Genomic DNA, 19,220 nt, shown 5'->3' on the forward strand with positions numbered 1-19,220 from the left:
TGAGGCATTGACCAAGGGCGCAACGTCGGCGTCCTCGACAGTTTGTCTCGTGGACAGGTTGTTCGGATCTTCCGGAGGGGAGGATGGGGCGATCGCGGCCAAGGCGATGACGCCCAGCACTGCCCAAGGCAGTAGCGGGTCAACTGTATACATGAAAACTCTCTGAACACAAAATCGCAACACAACTCATGAGATAGTTGGTGCGGGATTCTGCAAGTCAAATTGTATTCCACCCCCGGCGATAAGGTTGACTCGAGGTCAATCTGCTTCAGTCCGGATAGCGATTTTGGGGAGATGGTGCTGCAGGAGAGGATTGAACTCTCGACCTCACCCTTACCAAGGGTGTGCTCTACCACTGAGCTACTGCAGCGTCTGGCGGGCTTTTACTTGTCTGGACAGCGAGCGCAAGGGGGTTTTCCGAAGATTGACGCAACGGCTGGCGATTGCCGGGACGCACGGCGTTTGCGCGCCTTGAACTGGACGGAAAGGGGCAGGGACGCTATCTGCGCTAACATGAAGACACCTCGTCAGGACCCGCCCCGCGCGGCCGATCGCAAGGACCGCCTAAAGGCGGCCCTCAAGACCAACATCGCCCGCCGCAAGGCGCAGGCGCAAGCGCGGGCCGCAGAGGCCAAGCCCGACGGCGAAAAAGAGAAAGAGTAGCAGGCATGGATTCGATCATCGTACGCGGCGGCACCGAGCTGCGCGGCCAGATCCCGATCGCCGGCGCCAAGAACGCCTGCCTCGCGCTGATGCCCGCGACGCTCCTGTCCGAAGAGCCGCTGACGCTCACCAACGCGCCGCGGCTTTCGGACATCCTCACCATGACGCAGCTTCTGGAATCGCTGGGCTGCGAAGTCTCCTCGATGCAGGGCGGCAAGGTGATCGCCATGTCGACGCACGATCTCGCCTCGACCCGCGCCGACTATGAGATCGTGCGCAAGATGCGCGCCTCGAACCTCGTACTCGGCCCGCTTCTGGCGCGCGCCCACGAAGCGGTCGTGTCATTGCCGGGCGGTTGTGCCATCGGTGCCCGGCCCATGGATATCCACATCGAGGCATTGACCGCGCTGGGGGCCGAGATCGAGCTGAAGGAGGGCTACCTCCATGCCGTGGCCCGCGGCGGTCTTCGCGGCGGGCGCGTGCCGCTGCGCTTTGCCTCCGTTGGTGCGACCGAGAACGTCCTGATGGCTGCGACCCTCGCCAAGGGCTCGACGATCATCGAGAACGCGGCGCGCGAGCCCGAGATCGTCGATCTGGCACGTTGCCTGCGCGCGATGGGCGCGCAGATCGAGGGCGAAGGCAGTTCGACCATCGAAGTGCAGGGCGTCGACCGTCTGGGTGCGGCCACGCACCGCGTCGTCACCGACCGGATCGAGCTTGGCACCTACATGCTCGCCCCTGCCTTCACCGGCGGCGAGGTCGAATGCCTCGGCGGCAAGCTCGAACTGATCGGGGCCTTCGTCGAAAAGCTCGACGCAGCAGGCATCGACGTGAGCGAGACCGAGGCTGGTCTCAAGGTGAAGCTGCGCGGCGACCGACCGCGCGCCGTGGACGTGACGACCGAGCCGTTCCCCGGCTTTCCGACCGACCTTCAGGCGCAGATGATGGCGATGCTCTGCACCGCCACGGGCACCAGCCGTCTCGAAGAGAAGATCTTCGAGAACCGCTTCATGCATGCGCCCGAGTTGCAGCGCATGGGTGCGCGGATCGAGGTGCACGGTGGCCATGCGACCGTCACCGGCGTCGACAAGCTCAAGGGCGCGCAGGTGATGGCGACAGATCTGCGGGCGTCCGTCTCGCTGATCCTCGCGGGGCTGGCCGCCGAGGGCGAAACGGTGGTGAACCGGGTCTACCACCTTGATCGCGGCTATGAGCATGTCGAAGACAAGCTCAGCGCGGTAGGGGCCAAGATCGAGCGGGTGAGCGCATGACCGAGACCCGTGACGCGACATTCGAAGAGGGCGTACAGCGCCCGCTGCGGCTCAAGGCACTCGATGCCGACGACATTCAAGTGATCTCGGCGCTGGTGCAGGATTCGGTCCTGCCCGCCGCCGAGATGGCATGGCGCAAAAGCGAGCGGCGCTTTGGCATGCTGCTCAACCGCTTCCGCTGGGAAGATCCCGCGACCACGCGCGAGGCCGAGCGCGTGCAATCGGTGCTGTGCGTAGAAAACGTGATGGCAGTGCGCAGCCAGGGCCTCGATCCGCGCGACAAGGACACGGTGCTGTCGCTTCTGGCGGTGGTGTTCGCGCCGGGAGAGGACGGCACCGGGACGATCCGCCTGATCCTTGCGGGCGATGGCGAGATCGCGATCGACGTCGAGGCGCCCGAACTGGTGCTACGCGACGTGACCCGGCCCTATGCCGCGCCCTCGGGCAGGGCGCCCCAGCACCCCGAATGATCCGCCCTCTCGGCCCCGGCGACCTGTCCGAATGGCGCAGGATACGGGCCGAAGGGCTGCGGCTTTTTCCAGATGCTTTCCTGACGACGTTGCAAGAGGAACTGGCCCGCACCGACGTCGAAGTGACCCGCAGCTTGGAGGGGCGTCTCGTGTTGGGGTGCTTCGATGGTGATCGCCTCGTCGGCACGGCGGCACTCGACCCGGTGGTCGAGGCCGCGGCTGCGGCCCACAGGGTCGCATTGAATGCCTTCTTTGTCAGTCCCGACCGCCATGGCACCGGCACAGGGGCTCGGCTTTTGCGCGCCGCGCTCGACCGGGCGATGGAAGACGCACGGCTTCAGGTGGAGCTGTTCGTGGCCGCGCACAACAGGCCCGCGATCCGCCTCTATGAGAAGCACGGCTTCGTGCGGCATGGGCTGCTGCCGCGCGCGGCGCGGATCGACGGGCGCTTTGTCGATGACCTGTATTACGTGCGGCAACTGGACGGTTGAGCAGAGGGGCTGGCAGGGCTATGCCCGAAAGCCGAAGGAGACCGCCATGCCGCACCGCCTGTCCACCACCGACGCCGAATTCGAGGCCCGCTTTGCGGCGCTGCTGACCATGAAGCGCGAGGACAGCCCCGACGTGGACGACACGGTGGCTGCGATCATTGCCGATGTGCGTGCGCGCGGTGATCTGGCCTTGGTCGATTACACCTCGCGTTTCGACCGCATGACGCTGGACGCCACGCGGCTGCGCTTCACGCCCGAAGAGATCGAGGCGGAATGCGCCAAGGTCTCGGACGAGGATCGCGCGGCGCTGGAGCTCGCCGCCGAACGCATCCGCGCCTATCACGCGCGACAGATGCCCCAGGACGAGAGCTGGACCGACGAGGTCGGTGCCATGTTGGGCTGGCGCTGGACGCCGGTGTCGGCGGCGGGGCTCTATGTACCCGGGGGGTTGGCTTCCTATCCCTCCTCGGTGCTGATGAACGCGGTCCCGGCCAAGGTCGCGGGCGTGAGCCGGCTTGCCGTCACCGTGCCGACGCCCGACGGCCTCGCCAACCCACTTGTGCTGATGGCCTGCCGCATTGCCGGCGTCGACGAGATTTACCGCATCGGCGGCGCGCAGGCGATCGCGGCGCTGGCCTATGGTACCGAAACCATCGCGCCAGTCGACAAGATCACCGGGCCAGGCAATGCTTTCGTGGCGGCGGCCAAGCGTCGGGTCTTTGGCCGCGTCGGCATCGACATGATTGCCGGGCCCTCCGAGATCCTCGTCATCGCGGATGCCGACAACGACCCCGATTGGATCGCACTCGACCTGCTTTCGCAGGCCGAGCACGATGAAAGTGCGCAGTCGATCCTGATCACCGATGACGCCGCCTTTGGCGAGCGTGTGGCGGCGGCGGTCGAGGCGAGGCTCGAAACCCTTGAACGGCGCGCGATCGCAGGTGCTAGCTGGCGCGACTTCGGCGCCATCGTCACCGTGCGCGATCTGGACGAGGCCGCGACTCTCGCCGACCGGATCGCCGCCGAGCACCTCGAACTCTGCGTCGCCGATCCCGAGGCGCTGTCTTCGCGGATCACCCATGCGGGAGCGATCTTTCTCGGGCACTGGACGCCGGAGGCGATCGGTGACTACATTTCCGGACCCAACCACGTTCTGCCCACGGCACGTTCGGCGCGGTTCTCCTCAGGGCTTTCGGTGATGGACTTCCTCAAGCGCACGACTCTTTCGAAGATGACACCCGCCGCACTGGCCGCCATTGGCACGGCAGGCGCGCGTCTGGCGCGGGCCGAGAGCCTCGAGGCGCACGGTCTGTCGCTGACGGCGCGGCTCGAAAAGCTGAACCGGGGCGGGGCATGACCCGCATCGCCGAAATCCGACTCGATGACGCGGGCCAGCCCGCGCCTACGCCGGAGATCGAGCAAGAGCGCCGCGTGGCGGTGTTCGACCTGCTCGAAGACAATCGGTTCACCCTGCCGGGGCGCGATGCGGGGCCTTACCATCTTGGTCTCGCGATCCGTGAAAAACGGCTGGTGTTCGACGTGGCCAATACGACCGGGGAGCGGGCGGCGGAGTTTCACCTCTCGCTCGGGCCGTTCCGGCAGGTTGTGAAGGACTATTTCCAGATCTGTGAAAGCTACTACGACGCCGTGAAGACGCTGCCACCGAGCCAGATCGAGACGATCGACATGGCCCGTCGCGGCATCCACAACGAAGGCGCACGGGTGTTGCAGGAACGGCTCGATGGCAAGGCGGAGGTCGACACCGATACGGCGCGGCGGCTCTTCACCCTCATCTGCGTGCTGCATTTCGGGGTCTGAGGTGGATTTGGCCGCAACATCGCAGCCTCTTCCCCAGTCGGTTCTGTTCTGTTGCGACCACAACGCCGTCCGCTCGCCCATGGCCGAGGGGATCATGAAGAAGTTCTATGGTGCCGACTGCTACATCCAGTCGGTCGGCGTGAAGAACGATTTGGAGATCGACGGTTTCGCCATCGCCGTCTGCGCCGAAATAGGGGTCGAGCTGCATCGTCATCGTTCGCGCAGCTTCGACGAGATGCACGATTGGGGCGATGACCTGTCGTCGTTCGATCTCGTGCTGGCGCTGTCACCCGCGAGCCAGCGCCGGGCGCTTGATCTGACCGCCTGCTTTCACCTGTCGGTCGAATACTGGCCGGTGCTCGATCCCACGGGGCTGGGAGAAGGGCGTGAGGAGCGGTTGCGCAGTTATCGCCAGACGCGCGATATGATCGTCGACCGCCTCATGCAGCGCTGGGGGCCCCCCCGCCTGTGACGACGTCCGGGTTCACGGATCGGCAAGCTCCTGAGTGCAGATCCCACGAAAAAGGCCGCCCCGAGGGGCGGCCTTCTCCTTGCAGTCAGGGGAGCTTACTGTTCGACGGCCTGCATCGACTCGAGCTGTTCCTCGGTGGCGTCGATGAAGACGCGAACTTCACCGGCTTCCGAACGCAGAACGCTCATCTGGTCGAAGGGGATCGCGACCGGCTTCTCGCCGAGGCCGAGGAAGCCGCCGACTTCGACGATCACTTCCTGGATCTGGCCCTGATCGTCGACCATGATGTCGCCGATGTCACCGATGCGCTCATCGTTGATGCCGTAGACGGTCGAACCTTCGAGGTCGGTCAGAACGATCTCGTTGGCAGCGACCATGGCGAAGCCTTCGCGCTCGATCATCGGACCGGTGCTTTCGATGGTGGCTTCTTCGGTCATCTCGGCGGTCTCAGCTTCGACGACTTCCATTTCGGCTTCGGCTTCGGCAACTTCGCCTTCGACCTCAGCTTCCACTTCAGCAGCTTCGCCCTCGACTTCGGCTTCGAGCTCGGCGGCCTCGGCTTCGATCTCGTTGCCGGCTTCGGCGACTTCGGCCTCGACTTCCTCGGCAACACCTTCGACTTCGGCTTCGGCTTCTGCCAGTTCGGTTTCAGCTTCCGCCTCGACTTCCGCCTCGGCTTCGGGCTCATCCATCACGGCGGCGGCGTCGCCTTCGACGGCGGCTTCGTTGAAGGTCACGACCGGCTCGCCGGTCTGTACCATCTCGATCACTGGCTCACCGCCTTGTGTGAACTCGATCACCGGCTCGGCGCTCTCGAAGCGGATGTTCGGCTGCGTGCGCTGCACCGAAACATTGGCGTTCGTGCCGTCGCGGCTCTCTTCGTAGGTCACGGTCGGCTCGACGGTGGTCAGCTGAATATCCGCTTCCTCGATGGCGCGGGCTTCGCCGGCTACGCCGGGCTCATAGGTTTCGCCGCTGGCGCGGTCGGTGACCTGAAAGCCGCCTTCGGAGCCTTCCTCGGCACGCTGAAGCTCGAGCTCGACCTTGGGACGGGCTTGCGTCACGGTCACGATCGGGTCGGCCTGACGGATCTCGACCTGCGGCTGCGTGTTGGCCACATCGACGCCCGGCTCGGGCATGGTGATGATGATTTCGGGCGCAGGCTGCTCGATGCGGATCGTCGGCTGCGGCATGTCCATCGTGATGGTGGCCGGGGCCTGACGGATCAGGATTTCGGCCTGACCTTCGTTCACGGTCACGTCCGGCGTCGCGTTCGACACCATGACATCGGTCTGACCCGATTCGACCGAGACGGACGGCTTGTCCTGCTCGAGGTAGACCATGCCCTCGATCACGACTTCGTCTTCGAGACGCACGGTGGCGGTTTCGGTTTCGGCCAGTTCGGCCTCGGCTTCTGCCGTGGCGGCATCGCCTTCGACTGCGACGAGCTTTTCGAGCTCGACGAAGACGACGGCGCATTCCGCATCATTCTCGGCTGCGATGATCGCGTTGATGTCGTCTTGAGTCATCGGCGCATCGGCGGGGACGCCGTCGGCCATGTTCTCGGTCAGCATCAGTTCGAGATCGGAACAGGTGGCATCGGTCGTCTGTGCCTGTGCACCGGCTGCCAGCGGCAGGGTGAGGGCCGTCGACAGCAGCAGCTGTGTCATCCGCATGGTCATGGAGTATCTCCCGTATTATGCTTCGCTTCGGGCACACAACGGCGCACCGCGGCGGACGTTCCGCAGATTTGGCACGAAATTTTGATTGCACCCGGGCTGCAGTAGAGCGATGGTCCCAGCGAAGCCGCACGGCACCAGCCGGATCGCGGCCTGTTTGCACTTGAAACTCGTGGCCCGAAGGCGCATCTACTCCGCGATGGCCCGCGCGTTTCGCGGGTACCACTGGACGGAGAGACCATGGCCAAGGAAGAACTGCTCGAATTTCCCGGTGTCGTGAAGGAACTCCTGCCGAACGCGACGTTCAGGGTCGAGCTGGAAAACGGCCATGAGATCATCGCGCACACGGCGGGTAAACTTCGCAAGAACCGAATCCGCGTCCTCGCGGGCGACAAGGTGCAGGTCGAGATGACCCCCTACGATCTGACCAAGGGTCGGATCAACTACCGCTTCCGCTGACGCGCTCATGAGCGCGCTGCCGCCCGAGAGCGGGCTGAGGCTGATCCTCGGCTCGGCCTCGCCGCGCCGTCGCGAATTGCTGGCGCAGATCGGCCTCCTGCCGGATGACGTCCGCCCCCCCGACATCGACGAAACACCGCATCGGGACGAGCTGCCGCGTGTCTACGCCGCGCGCATTGCGCAGGAGAAGGCGCGTGCCGTCTCTTTGGGCGATGGCGAGGTGCTGCTTTGCGCCGATACCACCGTGGCCCTTGGTCGACGCATTCTGGGCAAGCCCGAGGATGCCGCCGAGGCCGCGCGATTTTTGCACCTGCTGTCCGGTCGTCGCCACACCGTCATCACCTCCATCGCGGTGCGTCGGGGCGACCGCGTCTGGGCGCGCGAGGTCGAGACGGCGGTCAAGATGAAGCGATTGTCGAACCCCGAGGTCAACGCCTACCTCGCCACCGGTGATTGGCACGGCAAGGCCGGTGGCTATGCCATCCAAGGCCCCGCCGGGGCCTTCATCCCTTGGATCAACGGCTCCTTCACCGGTGTCGTCGGCCTGCCTCTGGCCGAAACCGCAGGGCTGCTGACTGCGGCCGGATACCCCGTGCACGGAGAGACCCAATGAAGGGACGCCGCATCGTTCTCGACCACATCGGTTCGCGTGAAGCCGCGGCCTACATGGTTGATGGCCAACTCGACGACCTTTTGATCGAGGAGGGCGATGCGCCGCGCCCCGGCGCGATCTACCGCGCGATCTGCGACCGGCCGTTGAAAGGGCAGGGCGGCATGATGGTGCGGCTGCCCGAGGGCGGCACCGGCTTCTTGCGGCAGGGCAAGGGGCTGCGCCCCGGCCAGTCGCTGCTGGTGCAGGTCACTGGCATTGCCGAGGACGGCAAGGCCGTGCCGCTCACCGATCGAGTGCTGTTCAAGAGCCGTTTTGCCATCGTCACCCCCGGCGCGCCGGGGCTCAACATCTCGCGCCGCATCGCCGAGGACGAGGAGCGCGCGCGCCTGCGCATTCTTGCCGAAGAGGGGATGGAGGGCGCGCCCGAGGGCTTTGGCCTGATCCTGCGCTCGGTCTGCGAAGGAGCGGCTGAGGATGATATTGCCGAGGACATCGCTTCGATGCGTGCCCTTGCCGAAGCTGTCACTAACGACGCCGAAGGTGCCGAGCCCGAAGCGCTGACCGAAGGCGACGGGCCGCACTTGCTGGCCTGGCGCGACTGGATCGCCGAGGATGTGACGACCGAGCCGGGCGGGTTCGAGCGCGAGGGCGTGCTTGACCAGATCGAGGCGCTCAAGAGTGCGCGCGTGGCGACCGGCGAAGGCTCGATTTTCGTGGAGCCGACCCGCGCGCTGGTCGCGGTCGACGTCAACACCGGTGGCGACACCAGCCCGGCCGCCGCGCTCAAGGCCAACCTCGCCGCTGCACGTGCCCTGCCACGCGCGCTGCGCCTGCGGGGGCTTGGCGGTCAGATCGTCGTCGACTTCGCACCGATGTCGAAGGCCCATCGCAAACAGCTCGAGCAGTCGATCCGCGCCTCGTTCCGCAACGATCCGGTCGAGACGTCGCTGGTGGGCTGGAGCCCGATGGGCTTGTTCGAGTTGCAGCGCAAACGCGAGCGTCCCGGTCTGGCGCGGTTGCTGGGCAAGCTGTGATGGCCTGTCCGATCTGCAACAAGGCCACGGTGCCGGACTACCGTCCCTTCTGCTCCAAGCGTTGTGCCGATGTGGATCTCGCACGCTGGCTCGGCGGTGATTATGCCGTGCCTTCGCAAGACCCCGAAGACGTCGATCGGGCGCTTGACGAGGCGGCGCGGGCCGAGGCTGAAAAGGCCCGCCGCGCGCATTGAACCGGGTTGGTTATTTTCCATCAAATGCCTCTGGACACCCCCCCGCACCTCGCCTAGAACGCCCACACCCGATGACGGCAGCAGCCATCATCCCCGTGCCCGGGTAGCTCAGGGGTAGAGCAGTGGATTGAAAATCCTCGTGTCGGTGGTTCGATTCCGCCCCCGGGCACCATTCTCTCGGTTTCATCAGATGCTGGGTTTCGCTGTGGGTTCGGATCCCGTCTGACCTGCTGCTGGTTCGTCTCACGCGAGATAAGCAGCCGGGCGAAGCCTTTCGCCTCAGGAACTTTCACTGCGCATCTTTGCCCAATCTGGGGTGCTTGATGTCACCGGATTCCGGTTCGCTTCCGGCCGATATGCCGGAGCCGATCGCAGCGCCGTGCCATCGCCCCTAAGGGCGGGCCGCCTGCGATGTCACTTGGCCGATTTCCGTCCCCTATCCGGCCATTGAAACCAGGGGGGAGGCGCAGGCTTTCGAACTATTTGGAGCGCGGCCCGCAGAGGCCCCTCCCAACCAGAAACGATTGATATCATGACCTACAAGACCATTTCCCAACGTGACGGCCTCAAGATTTCGCGTAGCATTGCCGACGTCGATGCCGTCCTTTCGCTGTTGCGTCGTCAGGCCGACATGCTGCGTGTGCGTTATGCGCTCGATGCGGCCGCGCGCACGATCGACACCTGCCACCGGCAAGTATCCGGCTCGCTGGCCCGGGCGCAGACCGCGCTGGCGTATGCGGATCTTGCGGCGCTACGCGCGGCAGGTGACTTCGATATCGCCGCTCTGACTCGTGTCATGCAAGGACTGCGTGACACGGTGCGGCGCCTGCGCGGTGAGAGTGACGTCGTCTTGGTAGGTGCTTGACAACTCATGGCCCGATAGCGGCCGCTGCCGCTGCCGCTGCCGCTGCCGCCGTGTCTGGCCTAGTCGTTCGCGGCTATCCTGACATCCTTCGGTGAATAGTGGATGGGGAGCGCCGGTGACCAAAGCCGCGTCAGCACTTCGCCAGCCTCGAGGAAGTCTTTCAACTCGGCGCAGCGGTCTTCTTTGACCATCATAGCAGGGGTGCGGCCACCGAACCGTTCGAGGCGTTTGCTGTGATACCAGATCCAGCTGTCGGATGCGGTCCAAGTCCACGGGCGGACCAGACAAATAACCGCATGGAGGTCTTTGAGGTGCCTTTGCGTAGGCGCCGTTCGCATGAGCTCGAATGTGTCGACGCCGAGCGCTCTGGCGAAGATCCCGACATTCACGTCGCCTCCGGGCTCGATGCAATGGTCGAGAAGAAGTCCGTTTCTCATGGCTGTGCTCCATCTCATTTCGACGCGCTGCGCCGGATGCCAAAGAGATACTTGCGGCATTAGCTACGGGCTTGCCTGCTACGGCAGTCGAGGATGGAGCGCAGCCACCCCGCACTCAGGGAGGAGAAGCAGCGCCGAGTGATTGCGCTCCCACCAAGCACCGCCGCGACAGTTTGACGCTTGGCAATGGAGGAGGCAGTTGGGCCGGATGAAGATGAGGTCAAGCGCTGGGGAGCATTTTGCTACCGAGGGTTGGCGGGCTGCTAAGGTGCTCGCGTGAGAAGATTCGCTCCTTTTACCCATACCCACAAAATTTTATTGTCTCATGGCGGGATACTAGTGAGGCCGCGAAGCTGCTGGCCTAGAACCGCAGACCTTGCGAGCCATATGGAGGTGAATGACTCTTCACCTTCTTCGTTTCGCCTCCGGTCACGCCTCGATTGACTCATTGCGCCAGTTTCAGGTCGGAGAGGCCCTCCGCTTCGCTGCGATGGGCCGCCCCGGCATCGTCCCTCATTATATCCGCAATCGACGCCGCCGATCGGCTGAGTTCACGTCTGACAGTTCGCTCTACTGGATCATCAATGGTGCCTATGCTTGCCGGCAGCAGATCCTCGGCTTTGAGGATGACATCGATGAGGACGGCCGGGGCTTCACTATGATGCTGCTCACCCCCATAATCGTCGAGGTCGACCCATGGCCGCGCCGCAATTTTGGTGGCTGGCGCTATCTCGACGATACGCAGGTGCCGCCAGATCGATTTGTGGAGGCGGCGCGCAGGGCAAGCGGGAGCGAGGAGATGCCTACTGATTTGCTGAGAGAGTTGGAGCGCTTGGGCCTGATGTAGCGTCATCTGGACACAGGGCTGCTCTTCTACGTACCTTGGCGGCAGAGAAGTCGCCGCAGAGCCTAATATCAAACACTTGAGTATGGGCGGTCATATCCTCAGTCTCCTTCGCACCTACAACCTCGCCGAGTGCTCGATCTTTCGACACCGGAATGCGCCCTATCTATGCAGCCAAATTCCGTCTGGTCCAAAGTGTCACGGCACTAATAAGCGCGACTACTTTGCCCGGTGTAGTCGAGAGGACGACTTCAGCACCCTTTCTAAGGGGATAGGCTGCGGCATCAGGGGCAGTAGCGTCGATTCGTCCGCTGCGGCGTTAAATCTTGGGCCGACCGGGAGTCAGCGACACGACCGTTCCTCATTGTTCTTTTTCTTCCCCTATTTGCAGAGCGATCGGTCCGATCTGAGCTCCGTGATCAGAACAGTGTTCTTCTTCGCCGTGTCGCAGCGAACAAGGAGCTCGATGCTTGCTAAGGCGGCCGGGCGCGTCGCTTGAATTCGGCGGTCGACTGGCCGAATTAAAGGGATATGCAATTCGAAAGGCCGATCCGATGAACAGGTTTATCGCAGTCGCGGTCGCCGCGACCCTTCTCTCCAGCCCGGGCTTTGCCCAGAACGCTGACGGCTTCGGCCCGCTGGTGACCTCCGAAGAACTGGCCGGGCTTCTGGACACGACCGCTCCGTTGGTGCTCGACATCCGCGGCGACGCCTATGCTGAGGGTCATGTCGAGGGCGCGGTTTCCGCGCCCTATGGGCTGTTCCGCGGCCCTGCTGAAAATCCGGGCCAGGTGCCGTCCGAAGAGAAGCTGACCGAGGTGTTGCGCAGCCTTGGCGTCACGACCGATCGTCCCGTGGTCATCACCCATCAAGGAAGCGACGAGACTGACTTCGGCGCAGCCGCGCGGGTCTACTGGACCTTGAAGTCGAGCGGTGTCAGCAACCTCGCGATCCTCAACGGTGGTGTCGGTGCTTGGAAGGCGGCAGGGAACACCCTGTCGACCGAAGCCGTCGAACCGGAAGCGAGCGAGATCACCGTGAGTTTCTCCGACCAATGGCTCGCCTCTCAAGAGGACGTGCTGCAGGTGGTCGAGGGCGAGACACAGGCGACCTTGGTGGATGCGCGTCCCGAAAGCTTTTGGGCGGGCAATGATGCGCACCCGGCGGCGGCCCGACCGGGAACGCTGCCGCAGTCGGAGTATTTCACCCACTCCAATTGGTTCTCCGACGACCCGACGCTGATCAATGCCGAGGCCGCACGGGCGCTGGCCGAAGAGGGCGGGTTTGCCTCTGACGAGACGCTGATCTCGTTTTGCAACACCGGTCACTGGGCCGCGACCAACTGGTTCGCCCTGAGTGAGCTGGCCCAGCTTGATGACGTGAAGCTCTACCCGGAATCGATGGTGGGCTGGTCGCAGGCGGGTCTGCCGATGGACAACACACCCGGCGTGTTCCGCAATCTGCTGAACCAGATCACCGGCGCGCTCTGAGGAGGACACCATGGCCGATACCGGCTTTGCCGCACCGCGCAGCGCCTTCACCCTTGGCACCCGTGGATTGCTGATCATCGGGGCCTTGGCGGTCGTGCTCTTCGTTGCTGCACTGGCGGGCGCGCGCTACGGCGCGCTTTTGCTGATCGGCCTCGGCTTCGGCATCGCGCTCGAAGGGCTGCGCTTCGGCTTTGCCGGGCCGTGGCGGGCAATGATCCTGCGGCGCGAACCGGCGGGGCTGTTGGCGCAGCTCGTTGCGATCGCCCTCGTCGCGCTGGCGGCGTTCCCGTTGCTGGCGAGTAATGGCGAGGAGCTGTTCGGGGCGCATGCGCCGATCGGCGTCGCCATGGTCGGCGGCGCCTTCGTGTTCGGCGTGGCGATGCAGCTCGTCATGGGCTGTGGGTCCGGCACGCTGGTCAACGCCGGCAGCGGTAACCTAGTAGGCGCGGTGGCGTTACCCTTCTTCGCGCTGGGCAGCTTTGCCGGGGCCTACAACCTCGATTGGTGGATTTCTCTGGGCACCGCGCCCGTGGTGGTGCTGGACGGCACCAGTGGGCTTCTGGCGACGCTGGCCGGTCTGGCGGCTGTCGCGGCGGTGGCGCTTTGGCTGGCCCCGGCGCAGGCGCGGCGCGTGCCGCGGCGGTTGTGGATCGCGGCGGTGGTGATCGCGGCTCTAGCGATCCTTAACCTCGTTGTGTCGGGCCAGCCTTGGGGCATCGTCTATGGCCTCGGTCTCTGGGCCGCGAAAGGGGCTCAGGCTGTGGGGGCCGATTTATCAGGCTCGGCGTTCTGGAGCGCCCCGACCAACGCCGAGCGGCTGGATCAGAGCCTGCTCACAGATGTCACTTCGCTCACCAACATCGGACTCATCGGTGGTGCGTTTCTGGTGAGCGTTTGGCGTGGCGGCCTCGGGGCGAAGCTGCCCCGTCTGTCGCCGCTGGCATGGGGTGCCGCCGTGGTGGCGGGGTTCTTGCTGGGCTACTCGTCGCGACTGGCCTTCGGCTGCAACGTCGGTGCGTTCTTTTCGGGCATCTCGACCGGTAGTCTGCACGGTTGGGCATGGTTCGCGGCGGCCTTCTTTGGGGCCTACTGGGGCGTGAAACTGCGTCCGAAGCTCGGCCTGGAGGTGTGATTATGACCCGAACCCCCATCGCGCTTTCAGTCATGGGCCTCGTCATGATATTGATCGCCGCGGATCTCGTGGCCAGTGCGCCGCTCAATCCCTATCAGGCGCCGCCGATGATGGCGCTAGGATCGGGCCTTGCCGCGACGGGCGCACATTGTGCAGCGCCGGTGGTCGAGTAGCGCTTCGACCGAGAAACCTTGGACCGGCCATGCCCGGCGACGTAGGCTGGCGAAGGTTGCGCCGTGCTGCACCGACTTGAAGGGCGCTCACGACGCCCGGGTTGAGCTGGACGATAGCTTCGCGCTGATCAGCCGTGTCGTAGGAGGAAGGCGACAAGGCGCGCGCTATGGGTCGGCACGACCTCGACTGCGCCGCGCCAGATCACGACAGAGCGGTAGGCAGCGACAGGGGCGGATGCGGATCTCGCGCGGCTTGCGATCTGGATCGAAGGCCCTGGTCACTGATCTGGACTAGGCGCTGTCAAGGCAGGGTTCCAAGGATAGGTGTTTCTGCATGTTTCCGCATAGGGGCCCGGCCATAGGCTTGCCTCGATACTCCTGGGACTTCGTGTCTTGGGAGCGCACTGAACCAAGCCCCTTGCCGGATGTGTTGCAGATCAGGCCACGCCGCCGCCGCCGCAATGTCCGCTACGAGCCCAAACTACCTAATGCCGCGCTATTCTTAGACGACTGCTCATTGCTACAGAACGGACAATGTAGGTCGCGCAGAACCAGGGATTTCACTCGGCTCTATTTTCGCGCAGCAAGAATCGTTGCACTTTCCCGCTTGGTGTTTTGGGCAAAGCATCCACAAAGGCGATCTCTCGCGGGTAGGCATGTGCTCCAAGCCTGCTTCGAACATGAAGCTGCAATTCTTCTGACAGCTCATCCGTCGGCTCACTCCCATTGCCAAGCACAACGAAGGCTTTGACGATATGCCCGCGCTCTGCATCCGGTTTGCCGACAACCGCAGACTCCAGCACTGCGGGATGTTCGATCAGGCTGCTTTCCACGTCGAAAGGACCGATGCGATACCCGGCAGATGAAATAATGTCGTCAGAACGACCGACGAAAGTGAAATCACCCGCCTCATGCCGCTCCACAGTATCGCCGGTCAGGAAGTAGTCCCCGGCCCAATCCTCGCCTTCACGCCCCCAATAGCCGGGAAAGGAAAACAGCGGCGACCGTGTTCTGTCCACGGCCAGATTTCCGGGGGTTCCATTGGGGGCCTCGGCCCCATCCTCATCCAGAACAGCGAGGTGAAATCCGGGCGTTGCCAGCCCCGCGCTGCCGGGTCGCACTTCATGGTCGATACCGTGATGGTTCATCATGACCATGCCAACTTCTGTCTGCCCGTACTGGTCATGCAGCGGGACCCCGAGTTCATCCTGAAACCAGCGGATCACTTCGGGGTTCAACGGCTCACCCGCGCTGGAGGCGACGCGGAGTTGGCCCTTGAGTGCCGCGTTCGCTTCATCGCCTGCCGCTTTCAACAATCGGTAGACAGTTGGTGCGGCCGCAAAATTCGTGATCTTGTGCTCGCGGATGATCTGGCACGTCGCTTCGACAGAAAACCCTGCCTCCTGAAACGTGATGGAATTGCCCAGCAACAGAGGGCCGATGGCCGAATAAAAAAGTCCATAGGCCCATCCCGGATCGGCGATGTTCCAGAAGCGGTCGTCAGGGCGTAGATCGAGGCCAAGGGTCATATAATTGTGAAAGCCGCGCAGCGCTTTGAGCGGCACGCCGACCCCCTTTGGCACGCCTGTTGTCCCGCTGGTGAACAGCATGAGGAACAAGTCATCGCCGCGCAAACGGACCGGTGCGAACTCACTTGATTGCTCCTTTAGCATCGCTTGGAAATCGAGGTCTGTTTCCCGGGGATCTGAAATCGACACAACGGTCGGGCAGTTCTCGACATCGTCCAGCTTGGACCGGTTCGCGGCATCCGTCACGATCAGTTTTGCCTCTGATCCTGCAAGACGTTCCTCAATGGCCTTGGGGCCAAAAGCCGTAAACAGAGGCTGATACACAGCGCCTGCGCGCATCGTACCGAGCATGGTCACCAACAGTTCGGGCACCCGCGGCAACAGGCCGGCAACGCGGTCGCCGGGTCCTACGCCTTGTGCCTTGAGCATATTGGCAAAACGGGCGGATTGTTCCTTTAGATAGTCATACGAGACCGTTCGCGAACTGCCATCCGACCCAATCCAGTTAAGGGCCGCACGATCGCTGCCGACATGGCGATCACAACATTCGATACAGGCATTTAAACCATCCGAGAAACTGCCCTCGAAGTTCGTATCGATTTTCGCCAAATCGAAATCATTGCGTACCGCAGTATAGGTTTGTCGATTTTTCATGCCCCCTCCCCCCGAAGGTATCGCCGCCACGCATTAAAACGCAGCGATCCAGCATTTGGGAGGCGCAGCTTGACTGCGTCTGCCCTGCTTTCAAAACCACGCACCGGTCCCACCTGTCGCTTATTTAAGCATATTTTTGGGGCGAGAGATATAGCAGTGGGTAAACCATACAGCGGAGGTCTGGTCCCCCGATGTAACTAATAACCATTTTGGGGTGGGAGCAGACCTCCAGCCTGCCCGCAGCGAAATGACGGTCTGTCCGCTTTGTCGACCTCGGATCGAACCATGGCGAAGGTCGGCTTTCTATCTTCCATCCCATGCAGATACATCTCTCTCGCTGACGGCCGAACAAACTCAGTTCGGTCACCGCATCGTGGCACCGATGGATGCACTCACCCTTCGGCTGTGAAGACATGTCAGGATCAATAAGTGGTCGGATCATGAGGGCGTAGAGGCGCGCCCAGCTTGTCGCCTGACCCTCCAAAAACCGCCGTTTCCGTAGCCTGTTTATCTGGCGCACAGCCCATAGAAGAAGAGGCCATCTGATCAGCCGGAGCCGACATCGATTCTTTTGACAAACCGCATCTCGGTTGCGGCCTCCGCCAAAGCATCGATGGCAGCCATGGTCGCCATGAAGGCCAACATGCAAATGGCATAGTTCGCGCCGGTTTGGATCAGGCGTTTCCGGCGGGTGTCGGTCCGCGCGAAGATCCGGATCTCGGGGCGCAGGAGGAAAACCGAGGCGAGATAGGCAAACAGCAGGGCCGAAAGCCCCCAGTGCAACGCGCGGAACCCCCAAAGCCCGGTCTCCAGCGCGATTAGCCGCGCCAAGCCGACCAGCAGCCCCCAGCGCAGAACTGTGAAGGTCTCCGTCGCGGCGGCCTCCAGCCGAGAGCCGAAGGCATGACGAAACCGGTTATCCGAAATCCGCTCCAGAAGCGCCCGCAGCGAGGCCATGATCTCGTCCCCTGCGTGAGGTTGCGCGATCATTGAACATCTTTCGGGGCCTGACGCATAGCCCGGAGGGCGGCGCATGGCCTGTCACCGAAAGAACGACATCATCGGCCCGACGCCGCCACCCGGACGGGGTGGGAGCACCAGTTCGACCGAGTAAACGTAGCCCTTTCGTTTCGACCCCGCGCTGCATCACCTCATCCGGAATGCACGCTTCGCGCCGAAGCAAAACCGCTTGCTCTAAAAACAGTCGTTTTAGGAACGTCATTTTAAACATAAAATCAGCCTAAAGCTGAAGCTCTTGGCCCGGCAAGGTCTGCTCCGAGCTCATTTGGTCGGATGTTGCGGTGCGCAAGAAAGTCGGCTTCGAACGGGCTGACGCATCGAGTGACGCGTCAGCCCCTGCGTGGAATAGTCTGCCTTAGAATGGCGCCGTCTTCGGCCAATCGTATCTCCAAACTTGACGGACGGCCTTGTCGTATGCAGGCCCCGTCGTAGATGTTTCCGTGTAGCCCTTACCCGGCTTGCCCAATGTTTTATTCACCACCAATGCTTGAAGGGGTGGATAGCCACGGCGGCTGCATTCAGCTTGTAGTACACCGAGATACCACGCAGCGCTGCGGTGATGCAGCCCGATAGAACCAGCGTTCTCACCGTAGGTGTCGAACTCTTTCAACTGAGCAATCTGAACAAGGCGCGGCCATACTCGGCGAGCGCGCTTGCGATGATTGATCTTCTTTTTTGCCATATTGGTCTCCATCGTCTGTAGTGATGTGACGACGGACCGGAATCAAAAGCGCCTAAGCCACATGACTTCGGCCCGCCGCAGCGAGTCGGAAGTCAGCGGCCCTCATGTTCCTTACTCGCGTAAGGGTCAGAGGATTCGGCGTACCGCACCATCTCGGCGCGGGCGGGCTTCTCTATTGGGCGTCTGGAGACGCGGCCCCTGATAATCAGCAGATAAGAGCTCTTGATCGAAGCGCAAGATGCGCCCATGCGATAAGGCTCCAGCACCGACGCCTTGAGTGTTACTGATGAGTATGTCCTGCTGAGACGGACCTTCGTGGCTTTGGCAGCAAAAGACCGCTGTGTCCGCATGGCCGACTTTCAGAGCTTAGGACTGAGTGCTGATGTCGTTGCTTTCTTTCGTGGATAAGCGGGAATGGTTACGACGCGCTGGAGTCAGGCAACGACAGCTCTAGACGCCGATCAGCTGGACTAGCAGTCAGAAAGGTGCAGATCTTTCCTTCGCCTATGACGTTAGGGCATTTTGCTAGGCTCAGGACCCATTTATCTTGATGAGGCTGCGTGATTCAGGCTCCCCGGGGAGCATGGTCAATTAGTAACCCTTTTTGGCTGACGGCCGCGCAGATGGCTCGGCCGCAACCCTTCTTTCGAATGAGCCGCAGAGCAAGCCGCGTGTTGATGACCGGCGGGTCTGGAGCGGCATCACCTTCGTCAATCGCAGCGATTTGGAGCATGGCTATCAGGCTACCAGAGAGTACGAGCAGCAGAACGGCACCGGCGATGAAAAAGACTAGCAGCATGCAAGCCTCGGCATGGAGCCTGCTGGGGGTGGATTTCGTGCCGGTTAGGGGGATGCTATGAGCGCGAGGTGTTCATGCTTTTATACTTGGTCAGTGCTTGTCATAATCACATCCTTCACTGAGGTTGCCCACTCTCTCAGGCCATCTCTGTCTGCTTGAAATAGAAGGCGCGTCCGGTCAGGGTTCCAGATGGCATAGCGCGGTGACACGAAATTCTCATGCGCAATTACTCTCACATCTGTTTGCGACAAGACCTGCGCATCGAGGCCATCCAAGTATTCAGCGATCACCTTCTTAGGACGTTGTTGCACATCTCGGTGAGGAGGATTCACTGAGCGGGTCCTGAGGGTTAGCTCTAAGGCATGCCGAAGTCTTGCCCGACCCGCTACCGCACGACGAACTGGTCAGACTACAATGCAGCGCTGCGCAAG

At 62.7% G+C, this 19,220-nt stretch carries 21 protein-coding genes, 2 tRNA genes and 1 pseudogene; 18 read left to right on the forward strand and 6 right to left on the reverse strand.

What is annotated here, in order from left to right; genetic code table 11:
* Positions 1-295: 295 nt before the first annotated feature.
* A tRNA-Thr gene (locus AADJ02_RS02335) sits at positions 296-370 on the reverse strand.
* A 143-nt stretch (positions 371-513) separates the two neighbouring features.
* Between AADJ02_RS02335 and AADJ02_RS02340 the strand changes: the two genes are divergently transcribed.
* The 7 genes from AADJ02_RS02340 to AADJ02_RS02370 are packed head-to-tail and all read left to right on the forward strand — an operon-like array spanning position 514 to position 5,185.
* Complete coding sequence (locus AADJ02_RS02340; protein ID WP_341211374.1) at positions 514-663, forward strand: hypothetical protein; 150 nt, start codon at positions 514-516, stop codon at positions 661-663.
* 5 nt (positions 664-668) lie between these two features.
* Positions 669-1,934 carry a UDP-N-acetylglucosamine 1-carboxyvinyltransferase gene (gene murA / locus AADJ02_RS02345; RefSeq protein WP_341211375.1) on the forward strand — a complete coding sequence of 422 codons (1,266 nt, stop codon included), beginning with the start codon at positions 669-671 and terminating at the stop codon, positions 1,932-1,934.
* Positions 1,931-2,404 carry a DUF2948 family protein gene (locus AADJ02_RS02350; RefSeq protein ID WP_341211376.1) on the forward strand — a complete coding sequence of 158 codons (474 nt, stop codon included), beginning with the start codon at positions 1,931-1,933 and terminating at the stop codon, positions 2,402-2,404. Before murA ends, AADJ02_RS02350 begins: the two co-directional genes overlap by 4 nt.
* Positions 2,401-2,895, forward strand: a complete 495-nt coding sequence (locus AADJ02_RS02355) for a GNAT family N-acetyltransferase (RefSeq protein ID WP_341211377.1) — start codon at positions 2,401-2,403, stop codon at positions 2,893-2,895. Before AADJ02_RS02350 ends, AADJ02_RS02355 begins: the two co-directional genes overlap by 4 nt.
* 46 nt (positions 2,896-2,941) lie before the next feature.
* On the forward strand, positions 2,942-4,252 hold the full coding sequence (gene hisD / locus AADJ02_RS02360) for a histidinol dehydrogenase (RefSeq protein WP_341211378.1): 1,311 nt from the start codon (positions 2,942-2,944) through the stop codon (positions 4,250-4,252).
* Complete coding sequence (locus tag AADJ02_RS02365; RefSeq protein WP_341211379.1) at positions 4,249-4,713, forward strand: UPF0262 family protein; 465 nt, start codon at positions 4,249-4,251, stop codon at positions 4,711-4,713. The genes hisD and AADJ02_RS02365 overlap by 4 nt, the downstream gene beginning before the upstream one ends.
* Position 4,714: 1 nt before the next feature.
* Positions 4,715-5,185 (forward strand): low molecular weight phosphatase family protein, encoded by a 471-nt coding sequence (locus tag AADJ02_RS02370; protein ID WP_341211380.1) that lies wholly within the window; start codon positions 4,715-4,717, stop codon positions 5,183-5,185.
* 95 nt (positions 5,186-5,280) lie between these two features.
* On the opposite strand, the gene AADJ02_RS02375 is transcribed toward AADJ02_RS02370, so the two are convergent.
* Entirely contained in the window at positions 5,281-6,867 is a 1,587-nt protein-coding gene (locus AADJ02_RS02375; RefSeq protein ID WP_341211381.1) for a PRC-barrel domain-containing protein, read from the reverse strand.
* A gap of 237 nt (positions 6,868-7,104) precedes the next feature.
* Here AADJ02_RS02375 and infA point away from each other — a divergent pair, with 237 nt between their 5' ends.
* The 6 genes from infA to AADJ02_RS02405 all read left to right on the forward strand — a co-directional run bounded on the left by infA (position 7,105) and on the right by AADJ02_RS02405 (position 10,029).
* A complete protein-coding gene (infA, locus tag AADJ02_RS02380) occupies positions 7,105-7,323 on the forward strand; it encodes a translation initiation factor IF-1 (protein WP_013384801.1) in 219 nt (72 codons plus the stop codon).
* A 7-nt stretch (positions 7,324-7,330) separates the two neighbouring features.
* Positions 7,331-7,936 carry a Maf family protein gene (locus AADJ02_RS02385; RefSeq protein ID WP_341211382.1) on the forward strand — a complete coding sequence of 202 codons (606 nt, stop codon included), beginning with the start codon at positions 7,331-7,333 and terminating at the stop codon, positions 7,934-7,936.
* On the forward strand, positions 7,933-8,970 hold the full coding sequence (locus AADJ02_RS02390; protein WP_341211383.1) for a ribonuclease E/G: 1,038 nt from the start codon (positions 7,933-7,935) through the stop codon (positions 8,968-8,970). The genes AADJ02_RS02385 and AADJ02_RS02390 overlap by 4 nt, the downstream gene beginning before the upstream one ends.
* On the forward strand, positions 8,970-9,164 hold the full coding sequence (gene yacG, locus AADJ02_RS02395) for a DNA gyrase inhibitor YacG (RefSeq protein WP_341211384.1): 195 nt from the start codon (positions 8,970-8,972) through the stop codon (positions 9,162-9,164). The genes AADJ02_RS02390 and yacG overlap by 1 nt, the downstream gene beginning before the upstream one ends.
* Positions 9,165-9,261: 97 nt before the next feature.
* Positions 9,262-9,336: transfer RNA gene (locus AADJ02_RS02400), tRNA-Phe, on the forward strand.
* Positions 9,337-9,696: 360 nt separating this feature from the next.
* On the forward strand, positions 9,697-10,029 hold the full coding sequence (locus tag AADJ02_RS02405; protein WP_341211385.1) for a hypothetical protein: 333 nt from the start codon (positions 9,697-9,699) through the stop codon (positions 10,027-10,029).
* Between the two features lie 59 nt (positions 10,030-10,088).
* Here the strand turns inward: AADJ02_RS02405 and AADJ02_RS02410 are convergent, their stop codons facing one another.
* Positions 10,089-10,466, reverse strand: coding sequence for a hypothetical protein (locus tag AADJ02_RS02410; RefSeq protein WP_341211386.1), 378 nt, complete (start codon positions 10,464-10,466; stop codon positions 10,089-10,091).
* Between the two features lie 397 nt (positions 10,467-10,863).
* On the opposite strand from AADJ02_RS02410, the gene AADJ02_RS02415 reads away from it, so the two are divergent.
* The 4 genes from AADJ02_RS02415 to AADJ02_RS02430 all read left to right on the forward strand — a co-directional run bounded on the left by AADJ02_RS02415 (position 10,864) and on the right by AADJ02_RS02430 (position 14,105).
* Complete coding sequence (locus AADJ02_RS02415) at positions 10,864-11,313, forward strand: DUF1489 family protein (protein ID WP_341211387.1); 450 nt, start codon at positions 10,864-10,866, stop codon at positions 11,311-11,313.
* A 551-nt stretch (positions 11,314-11,864) separates the two neighbouring features.
* Entirely contained in the window at positions 11,865-12,800 is a 936-nt protein-coding gene (locus AADJ02_RS02420; protein WP_341211388.1) for a rhodanese-like domain-containing protein, read from the forward strand.
* A 10-nt stretch (positions 12,801-12,810) separates the two neighbouring features.
* Positions 12,811-13,932: a YeeE/YedE thiosulfate transporter family protein gene (locus tag AADJ02_RS02425; protein WP_341211389.1), complete on the forward strand. Its 1,122-nt coding sequence runs from the start codon at positions 12,811-12,813 to the stop codon at positions 13,930-13,932.
* Between the two features lie 2 nt (positions 13,933-13,934).
* Positions 13,935-14,105 (forward strand): hypothetical protein, encoded by a 171-nt coding sequence (locus AADJ02_RS02430; protein ID WP_341211390.1) that lies wholly within the window; start codon positions 13,935-13,937, stop codon positions 14,103-14,105.
* Positions 14,106-14,665: 560 nt separating this feature from the next.
* Here the strand turns inward: AADJ02_RS02430 and AADJ02_RS02435 are convergent.
* The 3 genes from AADJ02_RS02435 to AADJ02_RS02445 all read right to left on the reverse strand — a co-directional run bounded on the left by AADJ02_RS02435 (position 14,666) and on the right by AADJ02_RS02445 (position 18,002).
* Complete coding sequence (locus tag AADJ02_RS02435; RefSeq protein WP_341211391.1) at positions 14,666-16,288, reverse strand: AMP-binding protein; 1,623 nt, start codon at positions 16,286-16,288, stop codon at positions 14,666-14,668.
* A gap of 546 nt (positions 16,289-16,834) precedes the next feature.
* Positions 16,835-17,278, reverse strand: a complete 444-nt coding sequence (locus tag AADJ02_RS02440) for a hypothetical protein (protein WP_341211392.1) — start codon at positions 17,276-17,278, stop codon at positions 16,835-16,837.
* Positions 17,279-17,663: 385 nt separating this feature from the next.
* The gene (locus AADJ02_RS02445) at positions 17,664-18,002 is read right to left on the reverse strand and encodes a hypothetical protein (RefSeq protein ID WP_341211393.1); all 339 of its coding nucleotides are present in this window, start codon (positions 18,000-18,002) and stop codon (positions 17,664-17,666) included.
* Positions 18,003-18,580: 578 nt separating this feature from the next.
* Here AADJ02_RS02445 and AADJ02_RS02450 point away from each other — a divergent pair.
* Positions 18,581-18,717 (forward strand): annotated as a pseudogene (locus AADJ02_RS02450) (IS5/IS1182 family transposase); the annotation flags it as partial.
* Positions 18,718-19,220 lie beyond the last annotated feature (503 nt).

Source organism: uncultured Limimaricola sp. (assembly GCF_964022235.1).
Taxonomy (GTDB): Bacteria; Pseudomonadota; Alphaproteobacteria; order Rhodobacterales; family Rhodobacteraceae; genus Limimaricola.